Consider the following 26,833-nt stretch of genomic DNA (forward strand, 5'->3'; position numbering starts at 1 on the left):
ATCTCTAGGATGTAAGTGGTTATTCACTAACCATAACATTAAATCAAAGGATAATGATTAATATTAAGTAAATATTTGGTTTAATTTTTCTAAATAATCCATTTTTCTTGCGACTTTCTTTTTATTCAATACATTTATAGGTTGAATTGTATTATCATTGTCACAACATTTTTCTGTCGGAGTGATCGTTTCTCCGAAATATGACATTAAATAATGACGTCTGCAAGTTGTTAAGTTTTTGTATCCCATCATGGTTAATAACCCTTCTTTTTTGCGTTGTTCTGAGATTGAGAAAATCGTTTTTATTTGTTCGATTGTATATTGAGTTGCTAAAACATCAAGAATTTCTGCCTTTTGTTCAGGTAAGTTGGCACCTTGATCAAATGCATCAATATCAGCTTCAGTTATGATATCCGCAAAAAGAATAGTTTCTAATAAGAAATAGTCGTCTGGTTGATAAAGACTGATAGCTTGGCTAAGTTGTCCATCCCTTCCGGCACGACCAATTTCTTGAAGGTAACTTGAAGGGCTGACCGGTAAATGATAATGAATGACTGTGCGGATATCAGATTTGTTAATTCCCATGCCAAATGCACTTGTTGCGACAATCATAGGAATTTTATTTTGTATGAATTGTTGTTGTACAGTTTGTCTTTCTTGATATGATAAATCACCATGGTATATGCCGGTAAGGTAACCTTCATCATAAATCATTTGCGCTAGTTCCCTACACTTTTTCTTTGAAGATACATAAATAATAGTTGGTCCTGAATGTTCTATGAAAGATTTTAACCATTCATTTTTCTCGGCGTTATTTTCAAAGTTTAGATGAGATAACATAATATTATCTCTGCTCATTTTGGTTTTGACCACCTTCAATTTTGTCTGTACGATATCTTCTATATCCTCTTGTAAATGTAATGGTGCAGTTGCAGTCAGTGCGAGCAATGTCGCTTTTGGAAATTTTTTAGTGATCCTGCCAATTAACGCGTAATGCGGTCTGAAATCATAACCCCACTCTGTAATACAGTGTGCTTCATCAAGCACAATCATACCCAAATCTATCGAATCAATCCATTTAATATTATCTTGATGCAAGATAAATTCAGGACCTAAAAAGATAAACTTTGATGATTTCAATTGTTTTAAATTCTTCATCTTTTCTTCATAACTCATACCAGAGTGAATGTAACTGACAGAACGTTCTCCGTTCTTTCGCATCTGCATAACTTGATCATCCATTAATGAAATTAGAGGAGAAATGATAAGTGTGGGTTTTTGTTTAATATAAGTCGGCAGTTGATAGCACAAACTTTTACCACTACCAGTAGGTAAAATGCCTAAAGTGTGCTGATGATTCAATACATTTTCGATAATAGGTTTTTGACCTTCTTTAAATGAATCAAAGCCAAACCATTTTTTTAAAGCTTCTTCCAGCATCAAATCCCCTCCCTCGCTAATATGGTAATCGCAAGTTTAATTTCGAAATAGCTCATATTAGGAAACGCTGCCTTAAAATTTCGTAATCGTTCTTCTTGGCGGTCAATATAAAATGTTTTAAATTCATTTAAATCTTCCTTATCCAAATACAAGCTGTAATCAGTAAAATATCCTTTAACATATAGCTCAATGATATGGTCTTCAATTGTATTTAATTTTACGCCTTCTTTTTGTGCAATTGCTTCTAACGATAAACCGTTATTTACTAACTTTAATGTATCTTTAGTATTGATAGAAAGCGCAGGTAAGATAATAGCTTGGTGCAAGGTAGGAAAAGTCTCTTGATCTTCCAATAAATGCATCATCTCGACTAAATCATTCATTTTAATGATGGCTAACTCTGACATTTTTAAATTTTCGATTAAGCTGACTTGTTGGTTCGTATACATGACTTCATCATAACCTTGTAAGAAATAATGCAATATAGAACGCGGCTGTGCTTGGTTTAATAGTTCGAAAAGCTGATATATCTCTGTTTTAAATGCATCTAAGCTTTGCTGTGCTTCAAGCTTAAAATAAATAGTTTTTACTCGCTTTTGTACTTTACTGATTTCTGAAACGGGTATAAAAGAAAGCGTATGATGTTGTTTGAATGAAATGGTTTGTATTAACAACTGCAAAACTTGAAAAGTCTGTTGGATACTTTCAAAGGTATAACGTGTTGAAACTTTTAACGGAATTGATGATAAATCTTCGTTATTCTGATGATAGATTCGTTCGAATGACGTATATTTTAAATCAGGTTGACTATGATATAATGATAAAAGTTGTTGGCTACATGCATCAAAGTAGGTTTGATGCGTTTTAGCACCAATCAGTATATTGTAGATACTTTTGTCAGTTTTATAATGAAATGCATGTTTTTTTATGTATTGAATTATTTCGTTCAAATCCATCATCACCTATGACTTATAGTATTGAAAAAAGATAAACTGGTGTTAAAATATAAATTACGTTATCAGTGTAGCATTTTTAGAGAAGGAGGCGAAGTAAATTGGCTAAATATACGATTGTAGATATGGATACATGCATTGCTTGCGGCGCATGCGGTGCTGCAGCACCTGACATTTATGATTATGATGATGAAGGTATTGCATATGTTATCTTAGATGATAATGAAGGGACAGCGCCTGTTCCAGAAGAATTATACGAAGACTTAGAAGATGCAGACGAAGGTTGCCCAACAGATTCTATTAAAATTGCAGACGAACCGTTTGATGGTGATGCATTAAAATTCGAATAGTATCAATCGTGAGACCAGTTGGCTGTCTTCGCTTAACATAGATTGATAAAACAAGACAGATGATGTCTTAAAAAATCCCCCGGAAAAATATTTCCGGGGGTTTCTTTAGTTTGTTATTAATAACGCAGTGCTTTCTTTAATCGTTTATATAACAATAAGAAAACAATAGATACTACGATACCTTTAATAATATTGAACGGTATAATACCAGATACTATTATGATTTTTAAGTTTTTCATGACATCGCTTAAGTTCATAATCATACCGTAAAGCGGTAATAATACGAAGTAGTTTAAAACACTTAATACCAATGTCATGACGATTGTACCTACAATGAGGCCAATGATGATATTGAAGCGGCTTTTAACTGCTTTGCTGACATAGTACGCAGTTAATAATAAACTTACTGCTGCTACAAAGTTTGCTAAAGGCCCAATAGGATCTCCCATGTTAAATAAGAAATTCAATAAGTTTTTAATCAATTCGACGATGATGCCTGCTATAGGTCCAAAAATAAAGGTTGCTAATAAAGCAGGTACATCACTAAAATCTAAAGTTAAGTACGGAGGCAAAAATGGTAAAGGAAATTTGATAAACATCAAAATAAAAGCAATTGCACTCAACATACTTATGACGATGAAACGTTTGTTGTTTTGTTGATTCATAAAGGCTCCTTCCATTCATCTACGTGAATAGGAGGATTTCATTGCACAACAAATAAACCCTCCATCTTCTCCCATCCAGACTATACTGTCGGCTCTAGAATCTCACTAGATCAGCCATATCTATCAATCGATAAATACAGGTCGCAGGCTTAAATTACTGCCGGTTGGGAATTGCACCCGACCCCGAAGATGAATTTCATTAATATTTTATTTTCCTATTTATTGTAGCCGATTTATCTTAAAAGTTCAATCCGATTGCTTAACTAGGAAAATAAAAAAACTTGGGCGAAACGCCCAAGTTAAATGATTATGCTTCATGATGATGTGGTTTTGGTAATTTAATAATGAAAGTCGTGCCTTTACCTAATTCACTCGTTAAATTAATTGTACCTTCTTGTGCTTCAATAATCATACGACTGATGAATAGACCAAGTCCTGTTCCCTCTTTGCCGCGTTTTCTAGAAGCATCTACTTTATAGAATCTATCGAAAACTAATTCTACATGTTCAGGTGCAATACCACTGCCAGTATCTGAGATATATAAAATATCGTAATTATCATCTTCGCCAGTTGTGATTTTAATGGAATCTCCAGGACCAGTATATCTTGTCGCATTATCGACTAGGTTTGTTAGTACTTGTTCCATTCGATCCGAATCATAGAACCATAATTGGTTGTGTGTCTCTGGCGCGAGAGCTATATCAATTTCTAATTCACTTGCTTGTTGACGATATTTCAACTGCATGCGATCAAGCAATTGGCTGATAGGTTGCACTTCTTTGTGAATAGATAAGCCTTCAGCATCCATTCTCGCAACATTTAACAACTCATTGACTAATCGATTCAAACGTTGTGTCTCATCTAAGACAATAGAAAGCGAATCTCTAATTTCTTCAGGTTCTGAAACTACACCGTCTACAATTGATTCCGTATAACCTTGCAATAAGGCAATTGGTGTTCTGAGTTCATGTGAAACTGTTGCAATAAAGTCTTTTTTCATTTGATCCAGTTTGTGTTCATTTGTCATATCTCGAATGATTGCGACAATACCACTGCTGCCGTTTGGTTGGAATTGATCAATATAACTCATAATTACCACATAATAACGGTTATTGACTTCATATTCTTCAAACTGAGTTTCCTTATCTGTGAAAGTATTATTCATTTGTTCAACGAATAATGCTTTGTTTTCTCCATCAAGCTCATTTTCCATTTGCTGAGCGAGTTGGTTAGATAGGATGATTTCCCTATTCTCATTAATACCCAATACACCTTCTACCATCGAATTGATTAAACTTTCTCTAATATTTTTAGAGGCTGAGATTTCATCAATATGACGTTGGATTTCGTTGCTCATCAGGTTGAATGAGTGTGCGAGTTCACCAATTTCATCTTTTGTATGAATATCGTTCACTAAAGAATAATTGCCTTTAGAAACGCCGGTTGCTTGGGTTCTGAGTTGGCGAAGCGGTTTTGTGATTCGTGATGATAAGAAGAAAGCGAATACAGTGGTCACGATTAAGAAAATAACCGCTGTAACAAGTATGATAATGGTAATAACATTATTTGTATCATCGATGCTTTTTAGGTCTTGGTAAATAAAGACTGCACCATTAGGATGTGTGTTATCAACTTTTGTTGGATATCCTACTAAAACATACGTATGTTTTTGACCATCAACAGTCATTTTAATATGTTCAGATGCTTTTTGTTTATTGTCGAATACTTGCGCAAAGTCTTTATCTTTTTGAATCACATCCATCATTTGTTCTTTGAATTTTGAATGTGAGTTATAATATTCATCCTTTTTATTTTTCATTATAATCAAACCGCTTGGGCCTTCGATAAGCATTTTACTATGTTTGATAGCTAATGATTTATTATCTGACTCCTCTAGCAGATTACTGATACGATGTGCATCGTTGACTAAAGAATGTTCAGTATCTTGCGTATAATACTGTTGGATGAATGTGATTAATGCAGCACTAAGTAAAATTAAAACTGTCGTTACTATTAAAATAATAGTTAACCACAGTTTTATGACGACATTATTGAGTCGTTTCATCGTTGTTGTCGACCTCAAATTTATAACCAACGCCCCATACAGTTTGAATCATTTGAGCTGCATCTTTTGAGACACGGTTTAATTTTTCTCTGAGTCGTTTAACATGAGTATCTACAGTACGCAAGTCTCCATAGAACTCATAATGCCAAACATCTTTTAATAATTGTTCACGGTCGAATACTTTGTTAGGTGTTTTCGCTAAGAAAATTAATAATTCGTATTCTTTAGGTGTTAAATTGACTTGTGTACCATCTGCAAGTACACGGTGTGCATCATTATCAATAACCAAATGCTTAAATTCTATTAAATCTCTAGCATGTGGTTCATTTTGATCTGAAGTTGCTGTTAGCGTGCGTCGTAATAAAGCTTTTACTCTAAGTACGACTTCTCTTGGAGAGAATGGTTTGACGATATAATCATCTGCACCTGATTCAAATCCTTCTACACGGTTCGTTTCTTCCCCTTTTGCAGTTAACATAATGATTGGAGTTTCTTTGTACTCTCTCAAACGGTTTGCAACTTCAATACCATCGATTTCGGGAAGCATCAAGTCTAACAAGATACAAGCATAGTCATGATTTAAAGCTAAATCTAATGCTTCTTTGCCGTCTCGAGCTTCTTCGATATCAAAAGATTCTCGTTCTAAATATAATTTTAATAGTCTGCGAATTCTTTCTTCATCATCAACGACAAGAATTTTTGTCATAATTTTATGTACCTCCCATATGAGCATTCAACAATAGTTGTCCAATAAGATAGACAGACAAGTCCTAAAACATCATAAACATCATGAATGATTTCCTGTATTGATAAAATATCTGTCATAACTTTCTCGGATTTAATAATTTGAGTATCGTCTTCGTATTTTTATTATATATAAAGGTTGTAAAAAAAGACGATTTTTCACTACAAAGCATATTATAACATAAGCATATATCAACAAGTTAATTGTAACCTTGTGAATAAAAATAGATTAACATAATTTGTGCATAATTTCACAAACTTTTATGCTGTTGCTACAAGTTTTAACCATTTGCGGCTAAATTGCGAAGTTTTTTTACTTCATGTGGCGTTAAGACACGTCCTTCTCCAGCGTTCAAGCCTTTTAATGTCAGACCACCCATTTCAATACGCGTCAATTTTGTTACTTCATGACCGAAATGTTCGAACATACGACGTACTTGTCGATTTCTACCTTCTGAAATTGTAATTTCAACAAGTGTTGTATTTTTTTCTTTATCTTGATTTTTAATTTTAACTTCTGCTGGATGTGTTTTTCCGTCTTCTAATTGAATTCCTTTTTCAAGTTGTTTCACTTCATCGCGCATCAAATAACCTTTTAATTTAGCTACATATTTCTTTTTAATTTTATAACGAGGATGTGTCATTAAGTTTGTAAACTCGCCATCATTAGTTAAGATAAGCAATCCAGATGTATCGTAGTCTAAACGGCCAACTGGATAAATACGTGTTTCTAAGTCTTCGAAATAATCAGTTACGACTGTTCTGCCTCGATCATCAGATACACTTGTGATAACTTGTGCTGGTTTGTAGAATAAAATATAAAGTTTGTCTTCTTGTTCTAATTTAACGCCTTCAACTTCAACATTATCTGAAGGTTTTACTTTAGTACCTAATTCAGTTACAGTTTCCCCGTTCACTTTAACTTTACCTTCTGTAATTAATGTTTCTGCTTTTCTTCTAGACGTATAACCGCTATTTGCAATACGCTTTTGTAATCTCTCTAATTCTTTACTCATTATTATCTCCTTTTTGGTTAATTAAATTGTTGAAGAATGATTCTATTTCTTCTTCCTCTTCTTCGGTCATTGGTAATTCATCTATATTTTTCATGCCGAATACATTTAAGAATAACGGCGTAGTATATAATTGTTGGCTTCTTGAATTGTCTTCATCTTTAGCTTCGATTAACCCTCTAGCAATCAATGTTTTGGCAGCACCATCAGAATTAATTCCTCGTATGACTTCAATATCACTTCTTGTGACAGGTTGGTTGTAAGCAATGATTGAAAGGACTTCCATGGCTGCTTGAGACAGTTTCATATTAGATTGTTGCTTCACAAGTTGTTCGATATAATCAGCTAATGCTTGTTTAGTTGTCAGAACTAATGTGTTTCCATATTGATGAATCATGAGTCCGGGTGATTCATAGTCAGCTACTAATGTAAGCAATTCTTCCTCAGAGATATCTAATATGTCTTGCAGCTGAGTTATTTCTAACCCCTCATCCCCTGCTGTATATAATAAACCTTCTAATATTCCGATTTGCTTAAGCGCCATAATTTACACCTCGAGTTATATTAATGTCTGCGAATTCTTTATCTTGTGTAATTTGAATAATGCCTGATTTAGACAATTCTAAAATTGCTAGAAAATGTGTAACGACATGCTCTGTTGTCTCTTTAAAAGTGAACAAACTGAAGAAATTAAATGACGTTGCTTTTGCCAAACGTTCAGACACTTGTGTTGACGCTTGTTCAATCGTAAATGTTTCTTTTTGGATAGTAACTTGTCTCGGCGTGTCAAATGAAGCTCTAGTCTTGATACGTTGATACGCCATAATTAATTCAGTCAGGTCAATCGTATGGTTTTCATCCCATAATTCTGCAGTTTCTAAATGACTTAAGTCAGTTGGATGTTTACTATAGTACTGTTCCCTTTGAACTTTCATTTCATTTAGAAATTCAGTATATTCTTTGTAGTTTTGATATTCTATTAATCTTCCTACTAAATCTTCACGAGGATCGTCTAAGTCTTCATCTTCTAGATCTGGTTGTTGCGGCAATAACATTTTGCTTTTAATCATAAGCAGCTCTGATGCTACAACTAGGTATTCACTTGCAATATTAATTTCTAATTGTTTCATCGCATGAATATAATTCATATATTGTTCGGTTAAAGCTTTCATGGGAATATCATAAATATCAATTTCATATTTATGTATCAAGTGTAATAATAAATCGAGCGGCCCATTAAAAGCATCTAGTTTAACTTCGTACATCCATTTGTATCTCCTTTAATTGCAAGTCGCATTTGTCATTCAGTACAATATTATACATCAATCATTATAAGAATTAAACGAGAAACAAGGAGCGCTTAACAGATGAAACAAGCATTAATCGAGTTTTACTATCAGTTCCACACTAAACAACATTATTTTTTGTGCCATGATATTTTAGAAGACGCATGGAAAGCTCAATCTCATTTCACGAAACAAGACGCTGTAGTGAGTTTAATTTTGTGTGCGACCGGATGCTATCACTATAGACGCGCAAATTATAAAGGTGCACATACATTATTTAATCGTGCTTATCGAGCAGCTCATGCGAATTATGCCAAATTAGATCAATTAGGATTAGAAAGCAGAAGTTATCTAAGGTTATTACGTGAGTTAATTGAAAGTACTAATCAGGAGCTACTATTTAAACCAGTAGAATTACCTTTACTCTCAACAATGAAAAAACAAATCAAACGCATTTATCCTGATTATGCAATCATGCATCAAATTAATACACTTCCTTATATCTGCGACCATCACTTGTTAAGAGATCGTCATGAAGTTGAACAAGCAAGATTAGAAGCATTAAAACAAAACCAATTGAAACATAAAAAATAGTGCATGAACCAAATGATCATGGCTCATGCACGTGGGTGGAATTCGTTGTACATTTTTCTGATTTGAGATTTCGAAACATGCGTATAAAGTTGTGTAGTTGAAATATCAGAATGTCCTAACATCTCTTGAACTGCTCTTAAATCTGCCCCATTTTCTAGTAAATGTGTCGCAAATGAATGACGTAATGAATGGGGGGTCAGCTTTTTAGATATATTGGCTTGGACACCATATTGTTTAATGAGTTTCCATATTCCTTGTCGTGATAAAGGTTTGCCGTGCATATTTAAAAAGAGTACGTCCGTAACTGTACGCTTTAATAATTGCGGACGAACAGTTTCGATATACTTTTTCAAATAATCAATCACCGTTTCACCTAAAGGGATAATCCGCTCTTTGCTTCCTTTACCGAATACGCGGACAAAGCCCATAATCAGATTGACATCCTCGACTCTGACATGAATCAACTCTGTTACACGCATGCCCGTTGCATAAAGCAACTCTAGAATAGTTCTGTCACGATAGCCGTTGTTTTTCCCTAAATTCGGCGTTTCTAACAACGCTAAAACATCATCGACATCTAACACATCTGGTAATCTGCGTTCATATTTCGGAGTTTCAATTAAAACTGTCGGGTCTTTTGCGGCATAGCGTTCTCTGAGCGCAAATTGATGGAAGCTTCGAACAGTGGAGATAAAGCGTGCGATTGATTTTGCGGAATGACCCTCATCGTGTAAATATCCTAAACATTGTTGAATCGTTTCTCTATCAATAAAATCTATATGTTTAACCTTTTTTAATTCTAAATAGGCTTTATATTTATTTAAATCACGACGATAGGCCCCAATGGTGTTAACACTTAAACCTTTTTCAATTTGGATGAACTTTAAATATTCCTCAATAATATTTTGAAAATTCGTTTCCAATCCGTTCACCTTCTAACCTAAACTAACTCTCTTTTTTCTTTTGTTGGCACTCACGACAAATACCATGAAATGTCAAACGGTGGTCTAAAATTTTGAAATGAAATTCAGATTCTACTCTTTCTTCGACTTTTGGCAATAAGTCTTCGACAATTTCTTCAACTTTACCACATTCCATACATACAAGATGGTGATGGAAGTGCTTTTCGCCTTCTTTTTTCAAGTCGAAACGTGAAACGCCATCGCCAAAGTTGATTTTATCGACGATTTTAAGTTCAGCAAGCAGTTCTAAAGTACGATAGACAGTTGCTAAACCAATTTCTGGTGCTTTGTCTTTTACTTTTAAATAGACATCTTCTGCACTGAGATGATCTTCTTCGTTTTCAATAAGCACTCTTAACGTTGCTTCACGTTGTGGAGTTAATTTGTAGGATGATTTTTGTAACTGTTGCTTCACGCGTTTTAAACGTTCTTCCACGGAAGCCTCACTCCTCTACTAATAATTATTATCATTGTAATGTAACTTAATGACTCATCTATAAATTACCAGTATTTGAGGCAAATTGCAACACATTCTCATTTGTTATTTAGAATGATTATAATGTGATAATACGTGTTGTAACGCGATTAAAGTTTTGGCATCTTCAATTTTATGATTTTGTACTAAATCATTGATTTCATCGAGACTCAACTCTACTTGTTCAACAAATTCATCTGGGTCTAGATGGACCTCGCCTTTTACTAAATCGTCAGTGAAATAAATAGCGATTTTCTCATTTGCGAATCCAGGAGAGGTATAAATATCAGCAATCAATTCTAAACTATTCGCTTTATAACCTGTTTCTTCCTCTAATTCTCGTAAAGCTGCTGATTTTGGTTCTTCCCCTTTTTCTAACTTGCCTGCTGGGATTTCTAACAATACTTGTTCAATCGGTTTACGATATTGTTTAACGAAAACTACTTTGTTTTCGTTAGTTAATGCACATACTGCAACTGCACCTGTGTGATTAACAATTTCACGTTTTGAAGTCTTGCCATTTGGTAATTGTACTTCATCTACATCTACTTCAATAATTTTACCTTTGTAGATAGTTTGTTTATTTAATGTTTTCTCTGTTAAATCCATTTGAATCACGTTCCTTTTAACTATATTGAAATACTGATAAACTAGCAGTGTTAGACAATTAAAGTGTATCGAAAGGAGTCACAACATGCAAAAGAATGTTTTGAATAGCGGTTTAGAGATTTCTGAATTAGGTTTAGGGTGTATGAGTCTTGGTACAGAAAAGAAACATGCACAAGCCATTATCGAACGTGCCATTGAATTAGGAATAACATATTTTGATACAGCAGACATGTATGACAAAGGCATCAATGAAAAGTTAGTAGGAGAAATTTTGAAACCGTATCAAAACTCAGAAGATATCGTTATCGGAACCAAAGTCGGTAATCACCTTCAACCAGATGGTACGACATTTTGGGATCCTTCTAAGAAACACATCAAAGAAAGTGTCAAACAATCATTAAAAAACTTAGGTGTCGATCAAATAGATTTATATCAATTACATGGCGGAACAATTGAAGATCCGCTTGATGAAACAATCAGTGCTTTTGACGAATTAAAACAAGAAGGATTAATTCGTGCCTATGGTATCTCTTCTATTCGCCCTAATGTTATTAAATATTATTTAGAGCACAGTCAAATTGACACTTGGATGGCACAGTATAATTTGATTGATAATCGTCCTGAAGATTTAATTCAACAAGCACATCAAAAAGGTGTTAAAATGCTCGCGCGTGGACCATTATTTAAAGGGTTACTGACAGCTGAAAGCAATACAGCGTTAGACCAAAAATTTGCGGATGGTATTTTTGATTATAGTTATCAAGAACTTGGCAGTACAGTCGCATCGCTTAAAGAAATTGAAAATAATTTATCAGCACTCACTTTCAATTACTTATTAACACAAGACGTTTTAGGTTCAATTGTGGCAGGTGCTAGTAGTGTTGAACAACTAGAAGAAAACGTGAAGAATTATCAAACACATGTGGATTTAACACGTTTACATGCCGCAAAAGAACGCGTGAAAGATTTACATTATACAAATCATCTCAACTAAACCACTAAATCATAAATAGGAATATAAATGAATAAGACTTGTCATCTCCTCAAAATAACGTCACGTTGTTACTGAGAACTATTTTGGACGGATATGACAAGTCTTTTTATTATGAGTTTTTATTATTAAATAATTGCGGTGCCAACCTTTCAAGTGTTCTTGGTGATAATTGATAGATTTTCAAAAGTTTGTGCAACCATTTAGGGCGATTAACTTCAGCCTTTCCTTTTAACATCGCAGAAATGATATCTCTCGCTAGTACATTTGGATCTAACATAAACTTATCAACTTGTGCAGCATAATTTAGTGTAGGATCTGCTTTAGCATGAAATGGTGTACGTATCGGTCCTGCATTTACTACTGTTACTTGATAATCTGGCTGTTCCAATCTTAATGTGTTTAATACTTGATTAAATCCTGCTTTACTCGCTGCGTAGTGACCACTTGCTGTTTGGGTAGAAAAAGCTGCTAAACTACTGACACCGACTATAAAAGGATGTTGTGTAAAATAAGGTGCAAGTTGAGATAATAATAAGTTGAAATGAAGGACATTAATGGTATACGTTTCTATCATTTCCTGTTCACTATGTTGCAGTATAGGTTTAAAATATCCCAACCCTGCACTATGTATAAATCCATCGATTGGTTTTGAAAATGTGAGTTGATGAATATCTGTTGCATCATTTAAATCACAATACTTTGAATCTAATAAGTGTTGATTGACTGGAAAATGTGTTTCATTAAATTTTTCTATGTTTCTTACTAGTAAAGTCACATGAGCACCTTTGGCTAAAAGTTGTTGCGTAAGTGCATAGCCAAGTCCACTCGTGCCTCCTGTTACGATAAAATGCTTTCCTATTATCTGTTGCATTATAATCCTCCGCTCTGTATGAGTTGTATATCCGTTGAAATTATAGCCTCAAATTAACATTGTTGTGCAAAATGATTGATATTGCTATGATAAGTGTATCAATTATCAAAATATAGGGAGTGCTATTCAAAATATGAAAATTGTATTCTATGGTTCAGGCAACATGGCTCATGCTATTTTTGCAGGAATAATTGCATCTGAAGTAATCGATCCTAATGATATTTATATTACAAACCGTTCTAATGAAGCGGTCTTAAAAGGCTATGCTGACGAATTAGGCGTTAATTATAGTTATGATGACGCCGCATTATTAGCAGATGCTGACTTTGTCTTTTTAGGAACGAAACCCTATGATTTTGAAGCATTAGCTGATAGAATCCGTCCATATATTACAGATAAAAATAGATTTATTTCCATCATGGCTGGTATCTCGATACAGTATATCAGAAAACAACTTGACCATGATAACCCAATTGCACGTATTATGCCTAATACGAACGCACAAGTCGGTCATTCAGTCACAGGTATCAGTTTCTCAGAAAACTATAAGCAAGAAGATAGAAAACAAGTTATTGATATTGTCCATGCGTTTGGTTCAGAAATTGAAGTTCAAGAAGATGCGTTGCATCAAGTCACTGCGATTACTGGCAGCGGCCCTGCTTTCTTGTATCATGTGTTTGAACAATATGTAGAAGCGGGTGTCAGACTTGGTTTAGATAAAGAAGAAGTTGAAGAATCTATACGTAACTTGATAATCGGAACTGGAAAAATGATTGAGCGTTCTGATTTAAGTATGGAACAATTAAGACAAAACGTGACTTCTAAAGGTGGAACGACGCAAGCAGGCTTAGATGCTTTAGCTCAACACGATATTGAAAGTATTTTCGAAGATTGCTTCAATGCGGCAGTAAAAAGAAGTAAAGAGTTATCGAACGACGAATAAGTTAAAATTGATAAAAGAAATGCTGAGACAGTTAAATTATCTGCCTCAGCATTTTTATATTTCAAACGCATCAAAGTCTCTTACGAATTTAAATTTTAAATGTGGATAATGCTCTTGTAATTCAGCATACAACACATCGATATCACTCAGGTTATAACGGTTACTAATATGATTCAACAATGCTTGTTTCGCATGAGAATCTTCTAATAGTTTTAATACATCTGAAATATGGCTATGATGATGACTATCCGCTAATGTTCTATCACCATCAATATATGTAGCTTCATGAACAATCACGTCAACATCTTCAGCAAGTAAATATTCATTTTTACAAGGCATGGTATCGCCGAATATTGCGATTTTAGGACCTATTTTATCTGAACCTTTAAATTGTGATGAGTCATAAGTTTGATTGTTGAATACAAAAGTATTTTGTTCTTTGACTTCTTGGTATTTTGGTCCTGGTTCCATACCGATAGTTTTTAATGCAGCGACATCTATTTTACCAGGTGTGGTTGGTGCTTCAATACGGTAGCCGAATGATGGTACACCATGATTTAAAGCATATGCACTGATTGTAAAACCTTCGTGATGGTAATGTAATTGTTCATCAATTTCTATAAATGTAATTGGATAATTTAATTTAGATAATGAGGCTTGTAATGTCATTTCAACATAGCTTTTAATACCTCTTGGCCCAATGATTGTTAAGGGTTTATCTTCCCCTCCTTGGAAAGAACGGCTTGTTAATAAGCCGGGTAAGCCGAATATATGATCACCATGCATATGGGTGATGAAAATATGGTCTACTTTTCCGAGTTTAATCGAATGATGCAAGATTTGATGTTGCGTTCCTTCTCCTACATCGAATAGCCATATTGAATTTGAATAGGGTTCTAAGTTGAGCGCTATTGCTTGTGTATTGCGTTCTTTGGTTGGCAACGCCGCTCCAGTACCTAAAAATGTAATTTCCATTATAACGCTCCTCTCTACACGTTAGTGTACCATATCTAAAATGACAAACACGAAGAAATTTAAGCATAAATGTGTTACATTAATTCTTCATAGTTTATAATAATAGCATATCTAATATAGAATTGAGGTTTTGAATCTTGAGTAATAAAAGAAAGCATATACCATGTTTGATTACAATTTTTGGAGCAACTGGTGATTTAAGTCATCGAAAGCTGTTCCCCTCACTATTCCATTTATACCAACAAGATAATTTAGATGAACATGTTGCAATCATTGGTATTGGCCGTCGTGACTATTCGAATGAGCATTTTCGCAACCAAGTTAAGTCATCTATTCAAGCTCATGTAAAAGATACAAAACACCTTGATCAATTTATGGAACATGTATTTTACTTCAAACATGATGTCAGCGAAGAACAAAGCTATGATGATTTATTGCAGTTTAGTAATCAACTCGATTCAGAATTCGGCTTACAAGGAAATCGTCTATTCTACTTAGCTATGGCCCCTAACTTCTTTGGTTTAGTTACGGATTACTTAAAATCATCTGGTTTAACTAAGACAAGAGGATTCAAACGCCTTGTAATTGAAAAACCATTCGGCAGTGATTTGGCTTCAGCTGAAAAATTAAACAAACAAATTAGAAAATCATTTAAAGAAAATGAAATTTACCGTATTGACCATTATCTTGGTAAGGATATGGTACAAAACATCGAAGTGTTACGATTTGCGAATGCGATGTTTGAGCCTTTATGGAACAATAAATACATTTCAAATATTCAAGTGACTTCATCTGAGATTTTAGGTGTTGAAGACCGTGGAGGGTATTATGAATCTAGCGGTGCATTGAAGGATATGTTCCAAAACCATATGCTTCAAATGGTGGCGTTGTTAGCGATGGAACCGCCGATCAGTTTAAATAGTGCAGATATCCGTGCGGAAAAAGTGAAAGTGTTGAAGTCGTTGCAACCATTGGATTCTGAAGCGGTTCGTACAAACTTTGTACGTGGTCAATATGATGCTGGTGAAATTGATGGCAAGTATGTTAAAAGCTATCGTGAAGAAGATCGTGTCAGCGAAGACTCAATCACACCTACTTTTGTTTCAGGTAAAGTCATGATTGATAACTTCCGTTGGGCTGGTGTACCATTCTACATCCGTACTGGTAAACGAATGAAACGTAAATCTATTCAAGTCGTGGTTGAATTTAAAGAAGTACCTATGAATTTATATTACGAAAAAGATAAGCATTTAGATTCCAACTTATTGGTTATTAACATCCAACCTAATGAAGGTGTTTCTATTCATTTAAATGCGAAGAAAAACGTACAAGGTATTGAAACTGAACCAGTTCAACTATCATACTCAATGAGTGCACAAGATAAAATGAATACCGTTGACGCCTATGAGAACTTATTGTTCGACTGCTTAAAAGGTGATGCAACAAACTTTACACACTGGGAAGAATTAAAATCAACTTGGAAATATGTTGATGCAATTCAAGAAGAATGGGATCAAGTTGAACCTGACTTCCCTAACTATAAATCAGGTACTAACGGTCCATTAACAAGTGAATTGTTATTAAGTCGTGATGGATTCCACTGGTGGGACGATATACATTAATATCAGTTTAAATTTATGAAGACAAGACAGTGTCACAACATTGATACTGTCTTGTCTTTTTAACGTCTTTTTGTAGGAAAGTCATAGAAGAATACGGTATAATATAGGACAATAGTTATTTTAGGAGTGAGCAGTTTGGACGTTATCAAGCAAATACAACAGGCCATTGTTTATATTGAGGACCGTGTTTATGAGCCTTTTCATTTGCAAGATTTAAGCGATTACGTTGGCCTTTCTCCCATGCATCTAGATCAGTCTTTTAAAATGGTTGTCGGCTTATCTCCTAGTGAGTATGCAGAAGCTAGAAAATTAACGAAAGCAGCTGAAGATGTGATTGTAGGGGCTTTTCGTTTAGTAGATATCGCTAAAAAGTATCATTATGAAGATACAAATGATTTTGCTAATGCATTTAGTGATTATCATGGCATTTCCCCTATTCAAGCAAAGCTGAAGCAAGATGAGTTGAAAATGCAAGAAAGATTATATTTAAGAATAGCAACAACGGATCGTCCACCTTATACGTATAGATTGGAAAAATCTGAGGATCACGCATTAGTCGGTTATGCTAAATTTGTGAATACAGAGGACTTAAGCAATCCATTTCTTGTTGCTGATTTTTTAGAGGATTTATTAGTAGATGGTAAAATTAAAGAACTTGAACGTTATAACGATGTAAGTCCTCATGAACTATTTGTTGTAAAGTGTCCACTGGAAAATGGTGTTGAATTGTTTATAGGTGTACCAAGCGAACGGTACCCCGCTCATTTAGAAAGTCGATTTTTACCCTCTAGACAATATGCTAAGTTTAATTTACAAGGTGAGATTGATTTTGCGGTCAATGAAGCATGGCACTATATTGAAACAAGATTGCAGCTGACGATGCCTTATGAAACTGAAGCTTTGTATGTAGAGGTTTATCCATTTGATATTTCTTTCGACAATCCTTTTACAAAAATTCAATTATGGTTGCCTGTTGATTTAGATGAATAATTAAAGTGAAAAGCACACTATCAGAAATGATAATCTGATAGTGTGCTTTTTATAGATTTATAAAATTATTTTTCTTCAGCCCAATGTGTATGGAATGTACCTTCTTGGTCTTTACGTTGATAAGTGTGCGCACCGAAGTAGTCACGTTGTGCTTGAATTAAGTTTGCTGGTAAGTTTTCTGAACGATAACTGTCAAAGTAATTAATGCTCGCAGCAAATCCAGGTGTAGGAACACCATTTGCAACACTTTCAGCAACAACATCACGTAATGCTGATTGATAATTTGTTACGATATCTTTGAAATAAGGATCTAATAATAAGTTTTGTAATTCTGGATTATTATCATATGCCTCTTTAATTTTTTGTAAGAATTGTGCGCGAATAATACAACCTGCTCTCCAAATCATAGCTAAATCGCCAAGTTGTAAGTTCCATTCGTTTTCTTCACTTGCTTTACGCATTTGCGCAAAACCTTGTGCATATGAACAGATTTTACTCATATAAAGCGCCTTACGGATTTTTTCTAAGAACTCATCTTTATTACCTTCAAATTTTGGTGATGGGCCAGTTAATTCTTTAGAAGCAGCGACGCGCTCATCTTTCATTGATGAGATAAAGCGTGCGAATACAGATTCAGTAATAATTGTTAATGGTACACCTAGTTCTAATGCATTAATAGAAGTCCATTTACCAGTACCTTTTTGACCTGCTTTATCCATTACTTTTTCAACTAATGGGGAACCGTCTTCATCAAGTTTGTTGAAGATTTCACCAGTAATTTCAATTAAGTAACTTTCAAGTTCGCCTGCATTCCATTCTTTGAATGTATTTGCGATTTCAGTATGTGACATATGCAATGCATCTTTCATTAATGCATAACTTTCAGCGATTAATTGCATGTCAGCATATTCGATACCATTGTGTACCATTTTAACGTAATGTCCTGCACCGTCTGGACCAATGTATGTTACACAAGGCGCACCATCGTCAGCTTTAGCAGAAATTGCTTCTAAGATATCAGCAACTTTGTCATATGCTTCTTTTTGACCACCAGGCATGATTGAAGGACCAGTCAATGCGCCTACTTCTCCTCCTGATACACCTGTACCAATAAAGTTAATGCCGCTTTCTGCTAATGCTTTGTTACGACGAATCGTATCTTGATAGTTTGTATTACCACCATCGATTAAAATATCACCATCATCTAACAATGGTAATAAACCTTCGATTGTCGCATCCGTTGCCGGACCTGCTTTAACCATTAAAAGAATTTTACGTGGACGTTCAAGTGAATTCACAAATTCTTCTAAAGAATAAGTTGGGTGAATATTTTTGTCTTTTGATTCTTCGACCATTGTGTCAGTTTTTTCTTTTGAGCGGTTATAAACTGAGACTGTATAGCCACGAGATTCAATATTCCAAGCTAGGTTTTTACCCATTACGGCTAAACCGACTACACCAATTTGTTGCGTCATATTACTTACCTCTCTTTGATAAAATTTTCTATTTTATTGTATCACAATTAGCGTTCCTGCTCACTTATTCAAGCTTAAAATCAATCGCTAGTTAATTCTACAATTTTAAGTAGTTGTTCAGCTAATAAATTTAAAGATTGAATTTCCATTCTTTCTTCAGTTGTATGGATATTTTGATATCCGATACCAATAATCACAGTTGGAATACCTAATGCGTTGATAATATTTCCATCAGAGCCGCCTCCGGCAACCACTGTATTTCCACTTAATCCTAAACTTTGTGCACTTTTTACTGCATATTGTGTCACTTTAGCATCTTCAGCTACTTTAAAACCTTGATAACTTTTACTTGTAAATACATCAGCACTGCAACCATAAGCTTCGGCAGTTTCCTCAAATACTTGTTTCATATGGTTGATTTGGGCTTCGATTTTGTTATTGTCATGTGATCTGGCTTCTGCATGTAATGTGACTTCGTCAGCGACTATATTCGTTGCTGAACCGCCAGTAAAACTACCGATATTGGCAGTTGTTTCATCATCGATTTTACCTAACTTCATTTTACTGACTGCTTTCGCCGCAATATTAATAGCACTTACACCTTTATCCGGTGTGCTGGCATGTGCTTTTTTACCATGAATTACTGCACTAAGTTTCATCTGTGTAGGTGCACCCAATACAGTTGTTCCAATTGGTGCACTAGCATCTACTGCGTATCCAAATTGTGCATCTAATAATTCAGGATTAAGCGCCTTAGCACCTAGTAAACCAGACTCTTCACCTACTGTGATAACAAATTGAATTTGGCCATGTGGGATTTGATTTACTTTTAATACTTGAATTAATTCAAGTAAAGCAGCAATCCCTGCTTTGTCATCTGCGCCTAGTACAGTTGTACCATCTGAATAGATATATCCATCATCTTTGATGATAGGTTTAACGCCAATACCAGGTGCAACTGTATCCATATGACTTGTAAAATAAATTTTTTGGGTTTTATTGTGATTTTCTGTTGCCGCAAGTGTACAGATTAAGTTGTTTGCACCTAAATCAGGCTGCTCACCTGCATTATCTTCTTTTACTGTTAAACCTAAACTTTCAAATTTTTCTTTAAGAATTGGTTGAATGATTTCTTCATGACCTGTTTCTGAGTCGATTTGTACCAATTCTAAAAATGTTTCTAGTAAACGTTGTTCGTTAATCATGTTCTAACCCCTTCCTATACTATGTTTAGTGTATACGATTTATCTGCTTTGTAAAACATATATGTTCTAAAAAATAGGTTAAAATCATGATATAATAATTTGTAAGCGTCAAGTTGAAAACATAACCATATTGATTTAAAATAAAGTACTATATTTATAATTAAGAAGAAAGTTTATCTGGAGGAGAATAACGTGTTTAAAGGCAAAGTCTCAAAAGTTGTTATCATCGTTATGTTGGTAGCAGTAATCGTTGCACTGATATTATCAAGTTTAGCACCATTGATGCAGTAATAAAAAATGAGGATGATCTGTAAAAAAGATCACCCTCGTTTTTTATATTTCATCGTATAATTTTAACGATCCAAAATGAGATTTAATTTGTAAATAACGTTCTAGTTCACTAACAATTTGTATTTCGTTTGCACGATTGATTAAGGCTTCTTTCGACTGAGGCAGAGATTGATCATAAAGATCAATATGTAAATCATAAAGTGAATACAGACGCATCGCAGTATAATCATTACTATTAACGTTCTTAGCTATTTCAGCAAACAAATTACCTAAACGGTGCATCATTTTATCTTCTGATTTTATATTCTTCAGCAGGTGTTCAATACGCTCTATTATTTCCAATTGTTCTTCTCTCATATCAAAATAATGATAATAAGAGTTTTCGTTACGAACAAAGTGATTTTTTACGTCTCTGAACGCATAAGATTTCGCTTTTTGGATTTCGAGTTCAATGTTTTTGAGTGGCACATCTACTGGATAATCTAAATCAAAACATGATTTACTGAATGCATTGAAAGTCTCAGTAAACTGTTTCTCTATTTTATGTTTATATTCTTTTAATTGTTTATCTAGACTTGGCATAATTAAGTTCATAATAAAAGCGATACCTAAGCCAACGATTAACAGTAAAACTTCATTGATAAATAAATGTAAATCAATAACTTTAGCATTAAAAACATGTAGCAATATAACGCAACTTGTAATAATACCTTCTTGTACCCCTAATACTACTGTTAAAGGTATAAAGAATAATACGATTAAACCTAATACAATTGCATTTTGACCAAGCAAACTAAAAACGATAGATCCTAATATCAATATAAGAATACAGGATACAAAACGAGAAACAATTGCTTGTAGGGAATGTACTTTTGTATGTTTAATACATAAAACAACTAAAATGGCACTTGAAGAAAAATTATCTAAACCAATTAATTTGGCAATAATTATTCCAAGTGCCATTCCTACAGCAGTCTTTATCGTTCTAAATCCTATTTTATAGGGATTAAAACGCATCATCTGCTTTACCTCTTATCGTTCTTCACAATATTTTTCGAATAAATTTTGAAGCTGTGTAATAACATCCATAATGTCATGGCCTTCTATTTGATGACGTTCAATCATTTCAGCAATTTTACCATCTTTAACTAACGCAAATGATGGACTTGAAGGAGCATAACCTTCAAAATAATCTCTCGCTTGTTGTGTCGCTTCTTTATCTTGTCCTGCAAAGACTGAAACTAAGCGATCAGGTAGTTTATCATAATGTAATGAATGTTCAGCAGCTGGACGTGCAATACCTCCGGCACAACCGCAAACTGAGTTAACCATAACAAGTGTAGTACCGTCTTGTTTTAATACAGCATCTACTTCTTCAGGCGTTGTAAGTTGTTCATAACCTGCTTTTTCTATCTCGTTACGTGCTTGTTCTACAACATCGTTCATATATAAATCGAAATTTAAATCCATATCGAAATCACCTTTCAGTTCTTAATAACGTTCTATTTTATTCTACTAATTAATTTAGTAATCTTCAACAGGATTAACTTTAACATTAAGAACAGTTTAATAAATATGCGTATGTTCGATTGTAAATTGTTCTACTCTATTTTTGATTGTGTTCATGAAACGACCAGCTTGTAAGCCATCTAAAATACGATGATCAATCGAAATACATAAGTTCACCATATTACGAATTGCAATCATATCATCAATCACAACTGGTTTTTTTACAATGGATTCTACTTGTAAAATCGCAGCTTGTGGGTGGTTAATAATGCCCATCGAAGAGACAGAACCGAATGTTCCAGTATTATTTACAGTAAAAGTTCCACCCTGTAAATCAGCTTGTGTTAATTTATTTTGACGTGCTTTTTGAGCTAATTCATTAACTTCGCGTGCAATTCCCTTAATTGATTTTTCATCTGCATTGTGGATGACTGGTGTATATAATTTATCCTCTACAGCTACTGCAATTGAGATATTGATATCCTTATGAACTTTAATTTCAGAGCCTTGCCAACTACTGTTTAACATTGGGAACTCTTTTAATGCTTCTGCAACTGCATTAACAAAGAATGCGAAGAATGTTAAATTATAACCTTCTTTTGCCTTAAATTGCTTTTTATGATGATTTCTAGTTTTCACTAAGTTTGTTGCATCAGCTTCAACCATCATCCATGCATGAGGAATTTCTGAAACACTTTGAACCATATGTTTAGCAATCGCTTTACGCACACCATTTACAGGAACAGAATCAGCTGGAACAGTTGATTGTTCTGTAGATGCAGAAGGTTGGATATTTTCTTTTTCAGCAGGTTTATTTTGAATTGGTGTTGACCCAGCTTGAGTTGAGACAGCTTCTGGGTGAGCAATTACATATTCAATATCTTTTTTTGTCACACGACCTTCAAAGCCTGTCCCTTTAACTTGTGATAAATCAATTTGATGTTCAGAAGCTAATTTAAATACAACAGGTGAATATCTACCATTATTTAGTGGTTTATCAGAGGTAGCGTTCTTAAAATTTTGTTTAGATTCAGTTTGGGTTTCTGTTGATGTATTTTCATTTTCGGGTTTTTCTGTAGTTGCTGTTGATTCTGGTTTTGAATCAGATTCTGAAATCTCATCTGATGAACCTTCAGCATCAATTTCACAAATTGGAGTCCCGACACTAATAGTTTCCCCAGCTTCAACTAGGATTTTGGTAATTGTACCAGCTTCAGTAGACGGTACTTCCGCTGTTACTTTATCTGTAATAACCTCACAAATAGGCTCGTATTCTTCAATAGTATCGCCGACTTCTACTAACCATTGTTCAATTGTACCTTCATGTACACTTTCTCCGAGTTTCGGCATTTTGATTTCCATTTGATAAGCCTCCTATAATTTAGAAACGTGCAAGTTCTAACATTTTTGCTTTGATTTTATCTGGATTCATCATGAATTCATCCTCTAATGGTGGCGAGAATGGCATAGATGGCACGTCTGGACCAGCAAGACGCATGATTGGAGCATCTAAATCAAACAAGCAATTTTCAGCGATGATTGCTGATACTTCTGACATAATGCTGCCTTCCAAATTATCTTCAGTTACAAGTAAAATCTTACCTGTACGTTTTGCACGTTCAATAATCGTTTCTTTGTCTAATGGATAAACTGTACGTAAGTCGACAACTTCTACATCTATACCTTCTTCTGCTAAAACATCTGCAGCTTGTAAGCTGTAATTAACACATAAACCATAAGTAAAGACTGTAATATCATTGCCTTCACGTTTTACATCCGCTTTACCTAGTGGGACTGTATAATATTCTTCAGGTACTTCCTCTTTAAGTAACCGATACGCTTTTTTATGTTCGAAATAAAGTACAGGATCATTCGATTCAACTGAAGCTAATAGCAGACCTTTCGCATCATATGGTGTAGATGGAATAACGATTGTTAATCCAGGTGTAGATGCAAAAACACTTTCTATACTTTGAGAATGATATAAAGCGCCATGTATACCTCCACCAAAAGGTGCACGAATAGTGATTGGTGAACTCCAATCATTATTTGAACGGTAACGCATTTTTGCAGCTTCACTCATAATTTGGTTAGTCGCTGGTAAAATATATTCAGCAAATTGAATTTCAGCAATTGGGCGCTTACCTAACATAGATGCTCCGATAGCTGTACCAACGATATTTGATTCGGCTAATGGTGTATCGATGACACGTTCAATTCCGAATTTTTCTTGTAAGCCTTGAGTAACACCAAATACGCCACCTTTTTTACCGACGTCTTCTCCTAATACAAATACATCAGGGTCTTTTTCCATAGCCTGATAAATTGCTTGTTTGATAGCTGCTAAATAAGTGAGTTTAGCCATTATTCAAGCCCTCCTTCTTCGTAAACAAATGTATATGTTTCACTTGGATCTGGATAAGGAGAAGCTTCTGCTTCTTTTGTTGCTTTGTTGACGATTGATTTATTTTCTTTTTCAATTTCGTCGAACCAAGCTTGATCCGCAATTTCTAAATCCATCAGATGTGCTTTAAATTTAATATTGCAATCTTGAGATTTTAAGCCTTCTCTGATTTCAGGACTACGATATTGGTCATCATCATCAGAAGAATGTGCAGTCATTCTAGTACACATTGCTTCTAATAAAGTAGAACCCTCGCCACTTAATGCTCTTTCGCGTGCTTCATGCATAGCTTTATACATTGCAATTGGGTCATTTCCATCTACTCTTTCTCCGTGGATACCATATCCAAGCGCACGATCAGAAAGTTTTTCAGCAGCATATTGTAAGTGTGATGGGACTGAGATTGCATATTCATTGTTTTCAATCACACAAATAAATGGTAATTTTTGAACCCCAGCAAAGTTTAGTCCCTCATGGAAATCGCCTTGGTTAGATGTTCCTTCACCTAGTGTTGCCATAGCAATATTAGGTTTGCGATCCATTTTTAATGCTAAAGCTGCACCTACACCTTGTAATACTTGCGTGCCTACTGGTGAACTTTGTGATAAAATATCGACAGATTTTTTACTGTAATGTGAAGGCATTTGTTTACCTCCAGAGTTGATATCTCCTTTTTTACCAAAAGCTGACATCATTGTTTCAGCAGGTGTAATACCGAGATATGTGATTAATGCTAAATCACGATAATAAGGTGCTGAAACATCTCCTTTTTCCATCGCAAACGCCATACCGATTTGTGCTGCTTCTTGACCTTGGCAACTAATTACGAAAGGAATTTTGCCTGCACGGTTTAAGAGCCACATTCTTTCATCTAATTTGCGGCCAAGATCCATCCATTTATACATTTCTTTTAAATCATTTTCGGTCAGACCGGCAGATTTATAATCCATCATTTTCTATTTCCTCCTCATATTACGCATGAACAGAGCGTTTTGCTGCTTTAAGTCCAGCTTCCATTAGAACTTCTGAAAGTGAAGGATGTGCATGTGTTGTTAGTCCTAATTCAAGCGTAGATCCATTCATAAATTGTAGTAAAGCAACTTCGTTGATTAGTTCTGTTACATGTGGACCTATCATACTTAATCCTAATACAGAATCTGTTTCTTGGTCTACCACTACTTCACAAAAACCATCTTGTTGATTAGCATCTTCAATCACAGCTTTACCAATAGCTTTAAAAGGAACTTTAAAACTACGTGCTTTTTTATAATCTGCGGCTTTAGCTTGTTCTAGATTCATGCCGATTGATGCGATTTCAGGATAAGTATAAACACATTTTGGAATTGCATTATAATCAACTGGAATTACTGAGTCTTCAAACATTGCTTCTACTGCAATTGTCCCTTCTTTAGAACCAGCGTGTGCAAGTTGTAATTTACCGATGCAGTCTCCAGCTGCATAAATATGTTGTTCTTGGGTTTGTTGTTTGTTATTAACTTCAATAAAACCTTTTTCGTCTAAATTAATTTTTGTATTGTTTAAGCCGATATCCTCTGTATTTGGTTTGCGACCTACTGCTAATAAAATTTTATCTACTTGCAGTGTTTCATTTTCTAGTTTGATTTCAGCTGAATCATCACTAATTTGAATTTGGTCTTCAGATAATTGAACATTTTCACGAATCTGCACACCTCTATCATTCAGGTGTTTTTTTAATGTTTGTGTAACTGATTTATTTTCACTAGGTAAAATGCGTTCACCTGCTTCTATAACTGTTACATCAACACCAAAATCATTTAATAATGAAGCAAATTCCATACCAATAACACCGCCGCCAATAATAGCAATGGACTGAGGAAGCTCTGTCATTTTTAAAATGTCATTGCTTGAAAGTACAACTTGGTGATCAAATGATAAGAAAGGTAATTCCGCTGGTCTAGAACCTGTCGCGATCAGCACATAATCATTCGGAATAAGTTCAGATGTACCATCTTCGTATTCAACAGATATTGTACCTGGTTGAGGTGAAAAAATTGATGAACCCAGGATACGTCCAGTGCCGTTGTAGATATCGATATGGTTGTGCTGCATTAAGTGCTTAACGCCAGTATGCATTTGTTCAACAATATCATTTTTTCGTTCATATACTTTATTATAATTCAAATTAAATTGTTCTGTTTCAATACCATATGCCGCAGCATGTTTAACTGTATGTAATACTTCAGCTGACTTTAACAAGGCTTTAGTCGGAATACATCCTTTATGCAGACATGTACCGCCGAGTAATTGATTTTCAACAATCGCGACTTTTTTGCCCAATTGAGATGCGCGGATGCCTGCGACATAACCTGCAGTGCCACCACCTAGAATAACTAAATCATATTGTTCTTCTGCCATG

The 26,833-nt window shown here is 34.6% G+C and carries 27 protein-coding genes and 1 riboswitch; of the genes, 6 read left to right on the forward strand and 21 right to left on the reverse strand.

What is annotated here, in order from left to right:
• Positions 1-63: 63 nt before the first annotated feature.
• Positions 64-1,440 carry a RecQ family ATP-dependent DNA helicase gene (locus CD112_RS11605; RefSeq protein ID WP_103364363.1) on the reverse strand — a complete coding sequence of 459 codons (1,377 nt, stop codon included), beginning with the start codon at positions 1,438-1,440 and terminating at the stop codon, positions 64-66.
• Positions 1,440-2,396, reverse strand: a complete 957-nt coding sequence (locus CD112_RS11610; RefSeq protein ID WP_082709475.1) for a helix-turn-helix domain-containing protein — start codon at positions 2,394-2,396, stop codon at positions 1,440-1,442. The genes CD112_RS11605 and CD112_RS11610 overlap by 1 nt, the downstream gene beginning before the upstream one ends.
• A 98-nt stretch (positions 2,397-2,494) precedes the next feature.
• On the opposite strand from CD112_RS11610, the gene CD112_RS11615 reads away from it, so the two are divergent.
• A complete protein-coding gene (locus CD112_RS11615) occupies positions 2,495-2,743 on the forward strand; it encodes a ferredoxin (RefSeq protein WP_002480988.1) in 249 nt (82 codons plus the stop codon).
• A gap of 116 nt (positions 2,744-2,859) precedes the next feature.
• On the opposite strand, the gene CD112_RS11620 is transcribed toward CD112_RS11615, so the two are convergent.
• The 6 genes from CD112_RS11620 to CD112_RS11645 all read right to left on the reverse strand — a co-directional run bounded on the left by CD112_RS11620 (position 2,860) and on the right by CD112_RS11645 (position 8,495).
• Complete coding sequence (locus CD112_RS11620) at positions 2,860-3,408, reverse strand: ECF transporter S component (protein WP_002480989.1); 549 nt, start codon at positions 3,406-3,408, stop codon at positions 2,860-2,862.
• Positions 3,409-3,467: 59 nt separating this feature from the next.
• A riboswitch (FMN riboswitch) is annotated at positions 3,468-3,603 on the reverse strand.
• Between the two features lie 112 nt (positions 3,604-3,715).
• Positions 3,716-5,473: an ATP-binding protein gene (locus CD112_RS11625; protein WP_023015180.1), complete on the reverse strand. Its 1,758-nt coding sequence runs from the start codon at positions 5,471-5,473 to the stop codon at positions 3,716-3,718.
• Entirely contained in the window at positions 5,457-6,179 is a 723-nt protein-coding gene (locus CD112_RS11630) for a response regulator (RefSeq protein ID WP_002480991.1), read from the reverse strand. Before CD112_RS11630 ends, CD112_RS11625 begins: the two co-directional genes overlap by 17 nt.
• Positions 6,180-6,498: 319 nt before the next feature.
• Entirely contained in the window at positions 6,499-7,233 is a 735-nt protein-coding gene (locus CD112_RS11635) for a pseudouridine synthase (RefSeq protein WP_023015179.1), read from the reverse strand.
• Complete coding sequence (scpB, locus tag CD112_RS11640) at positions 7,226-7,774, reverse strand: SMC-Scp complex subunit ScpB (protein ID WP_103364364.1); 549 nt, start codon at positions 7,772-7,774, stop codon at positions 7,226-7,228. The genes CD112_RS11635 and scpB overlap by 8 nt, the downstream gene beginning before the upstream one ends.
• Entirely contained in the window at positions 7,764-8,495 is a 732-nt protein-coding gene (locus tag CD112_RS11645) for a segregation and condensation protein A (protein WP_023015178.1), read from the reverse strand. The genes scpB and CD112_RS11645 overlap by 11 nt, the downstream gene beginning before the upstream one ends.
• 102 nt (positions 8,496-8,597) lie before the next feature.
• Here CD112_RS11645 and CD112_RS11650 point away from each other — a divergent pair, with 102 nt between their 5' ends.
• The gene (locus tag CD112_RS11650) at positions 8,598-9,110 is read left to right on the forward strand and encodes a DUF309 domain-containing protein (RefSeq protein WP_103364365.1); all 513 of its coding nucleotides are present in this window, start codon (positions 8,598-8,600) and stop codon (positions 9,108-9,110) included.
• A 23-nt stretch (positions 9,111-9,133) separates the two neighbouring features.
• On the opposite strand, the gene xerD is transcribed toward CD112_RS11650, so the two are convergent.
• The 3 genes from xerD to CD112_RS11665 all read right to left on the reverse strand — a co-directional run bounded on the left by xerD (position 9,134) and on the right by CD112_RS11665 (position 11,156).
• Positions 9,134-10,033 (reverse strand): site-specific tyrosine recombinase XerD, encoded by a 900-nt coding sequence (xerD, locus tag CD112_RS11655; RefSeq protein ID WP_002480996.1) that lies wholly within the window; start codon positions 10,031-10,033, stop codon positions 9,134-9,136.
• Between the two features lie 22 nt (positions 10,034-10,055).
• Entirely contained in the window at positions 10,056-10,508 is a 453-nt protein-coding gene (fur, locus tag CD112_RS11660; protein WP_002480997.1) for a ferric iron uptake transcriptional regulator, read from the reverse strand.
• Between the two features lie 105 nt (positions 10,509-10,613).
• On the reverse strand, positions 10,614-11,156 hold the full coding sequence (locus CD112_RS11665; RefSeq protein ID WP_023015176.1) for an NUDIX hydrolase: 543 nt from the start codon (positions 11,154-11,156) through the stop codon (positions 10,614-10,616).
• A gap of 85 nt (positions 11,157-11,241) precedes the next feature.
• Between CD112_RS11665 and CD112_RS11670 the strand changes: the two genes are divergently transcribed.
• Positions 11,242-12,150, forward strand: a complete 909-nt coding sequence (locus tag CD112_RS11670; protein ID WP_002480999.1) for an aldo/keto reductase — start codon at positions 11,242-11,244, stop codon at positions 12,148-12,150.
• Positions 12,151-12,259: 109 nt separating this feature from the next.
• Here the strand turns inward: CD112_RS11670 and CD112_RS11675 are convergent, their stop codons facing one another.
• On the reverse strand, positions 12,260-13,021 hold the full coding sequence (locus tag CD112_RS11675; RefSeq protein ID WP_002481000.1) for an SDR family NAD(P)-dependent oxidoreductase: 762 nt from the start codon (positions 13,019-13,021) through the stop codon (positions 12,260-12,262).
• 133 nt (positions 13,022-13,154) lie between these two features.
• On the opposite strand from CD112_RS11675, the gene proC reads away from it, so the two are divergent.
• Positions 13,155-13,964, forward strand: coding sequence for a pyrroline-5-carboxylate reductase (gene proC, locus CD112_RS11680; protein WP_002481001.1), 810 nt, complete (start codon positions 13,155-13,157; stop codon positions 13,962-13,964).
• A gap of 54 nt (positions 13,965-14,018) precedes the next feature.
• Here proC and rnz read toward each other — a convergent pair whose 3' ends face one another.
• Positions 14,019-14,939: a ribonuclease Z gene (gene rnz / locus CD112_RS11685; RefSeq protein ID WP_103364366.1), complete on the reverse strand. Its 921-nt coding sequence runs from the start codon at positions 14,937-14,939 to the stop codon at positions 14,019-14,021.
• 137 nt (positions 14,940-15,076) lie between these two features.
• Between rnz and zwf the strand changes: the two genes are divergently transcribed.
• Both zwf and CD112_RS11695 read left to right on the forward strand, forming a co-directional pair.
• Positions 15,077-16,561: a glucose-6-phosphate dehydrogenase gene (gene zwf / locus CD112_RS11690; protein WP_002481003.1), complete on the forward strand. Its 1,485-nt coding sequence runs from the start codon at positions 15,077-15,079 to the stop codon at positions 16,559-16,561.
• A gap of 135 nt (positions 16,562-16,696) precedes the next feature.
• Positions 16,697-17,551 (forward strand): effector binding domain-containing protein, encoded by an 855-nt coding sequence (locus CD112_RS11695; RefSeq protein WP_023015172.1) that lies wholly within the window; start codon positions 16,697-16,699, stop codon positions 17,549-17,551.
• Positions 17,552-17,616: 65 nt separating this feature from the next.
• On the opposite strand, the gene gnd is transcribed toward CD112_RS11695, so the two are convergent.
• The 8 genes from gnd to lpdA form a co-directional block, all read right to left on the reverse strand.
• The gene (gnd, locus tag CD112_RS11700) at positions 17,617-19,026 is read right to left on the reverse strand and encodes an NADP-dependent phosphogluconate dehydrogenase (protein WP_057510487.1); all 1,410 of its coding nucleotides are present in this window, start codon (positions 19,024-19,026) and stop codon (positions 17,617-17,619) included.
• An 80-nt stretch (positions 19,027-19,106) separates the two neighbouring features.
• Positions 19,107-20,231 carry a M20/M25/M40 family metallo-hydrolase gene (locus CD112_RS11705; RefSeq protein WP_070625945.1) on the reverse strand — a complete coding sequence of 375 codons (1,125 nt, stop codon included), beginning with the start codon at positions 20,229-20,231 and terminating at the stop codon, positions 19,107-19,109.
• Between the two features lie 333 nt (positions 20,232-20,564).
• Positions 20,565-21,542 carry an aromatic acid exporter family protein gene (locus tag CD112_RS11710; RefSeq protein ID WP_057510485.1) on the reverse strand — a complete coding sequence of 326 codons (978 nt, stop codon included), beginning with the start codon at positions 21,540-21,542 and terminating at the stop codon, positions 20,565-20,567.
• 12 nt (positions 21,543-21,554) lie between these two features.
• The gene (gene brxB / locus CD112_RS11715; RefSeq protein ID WP_002481008.1) at positions 21,555-21,992 is read right to left on the reverse strand and encodes a bacilliredoxin BrxB; all 438 of its coding nucleotides are present in this window, start codon (positions 21,990-21,992) and stop codon (positions 21,555-21,557) included.
• A gap of 96 nt (positions 21,993-22,088) precedes the next feature.
• A complete protein-coding gene (locus tag CD112_RS11720; RefSeq protein WP_103364367.1) occupies positions 22,089-23,393 on the reverse strand; it encodes a dihydrolipoamide acetyltransferase family protein in 1,305 nt (434 codons plus the stop codon).
• A gap of 19 nt (positions 23,394-23,412) precedes the next feature.
• Positions 23,413-24,396, reverse strand: a complete 984-nt coding sequence (locus CD112_RS11725) for an alpha-ketoacid dehydrogenase subunit beta (RefSeq protein WP_023015167.1) — start codon at positions 24,394-24,396, stop codon at positions 23,413-23,415.
• Positions 24,396-25,388 carry a thiamine pyrophosphate-dependent dehydrogenase E1 component subunit alpha gene (locus CD112_RS11730; RefSeq protein WP_103364368.1) on the reverse strand — a complete coding sequence of 331 codons (993 nt, stop codon included), beginning with the start codon at positions 25,386-25,388 and terminating at the stop codon, positions 24,396-24,398. Before CD112_RS11730 ends, CD112_RS11725 begins: the two co-directional genes overlap by 1 nt.
• Positions 25,389-25,407: 19 nt before the next feature.
• Entirely contained in the window at positions 25,408-26,832 is a 1,425-nt protein-coding gene (gene lpdA, locus CD112_RS11735) for a dihydrolipoyl dehydrogenase (RefSeq protein ID WP_103364369.1), read from the reverse strand.
• Position 26,833: the final 1 nt, after the last annotated feature.

It is taken from the genome of Staphylococcus simulans (assembly GCF_002902285.1).
Classification (GTDB): Bacteria; Bacillota; Bacilli; order Staphylococcales; family Staphylococcaceae; genus Staphylococcus; species Staphylococcus simulans.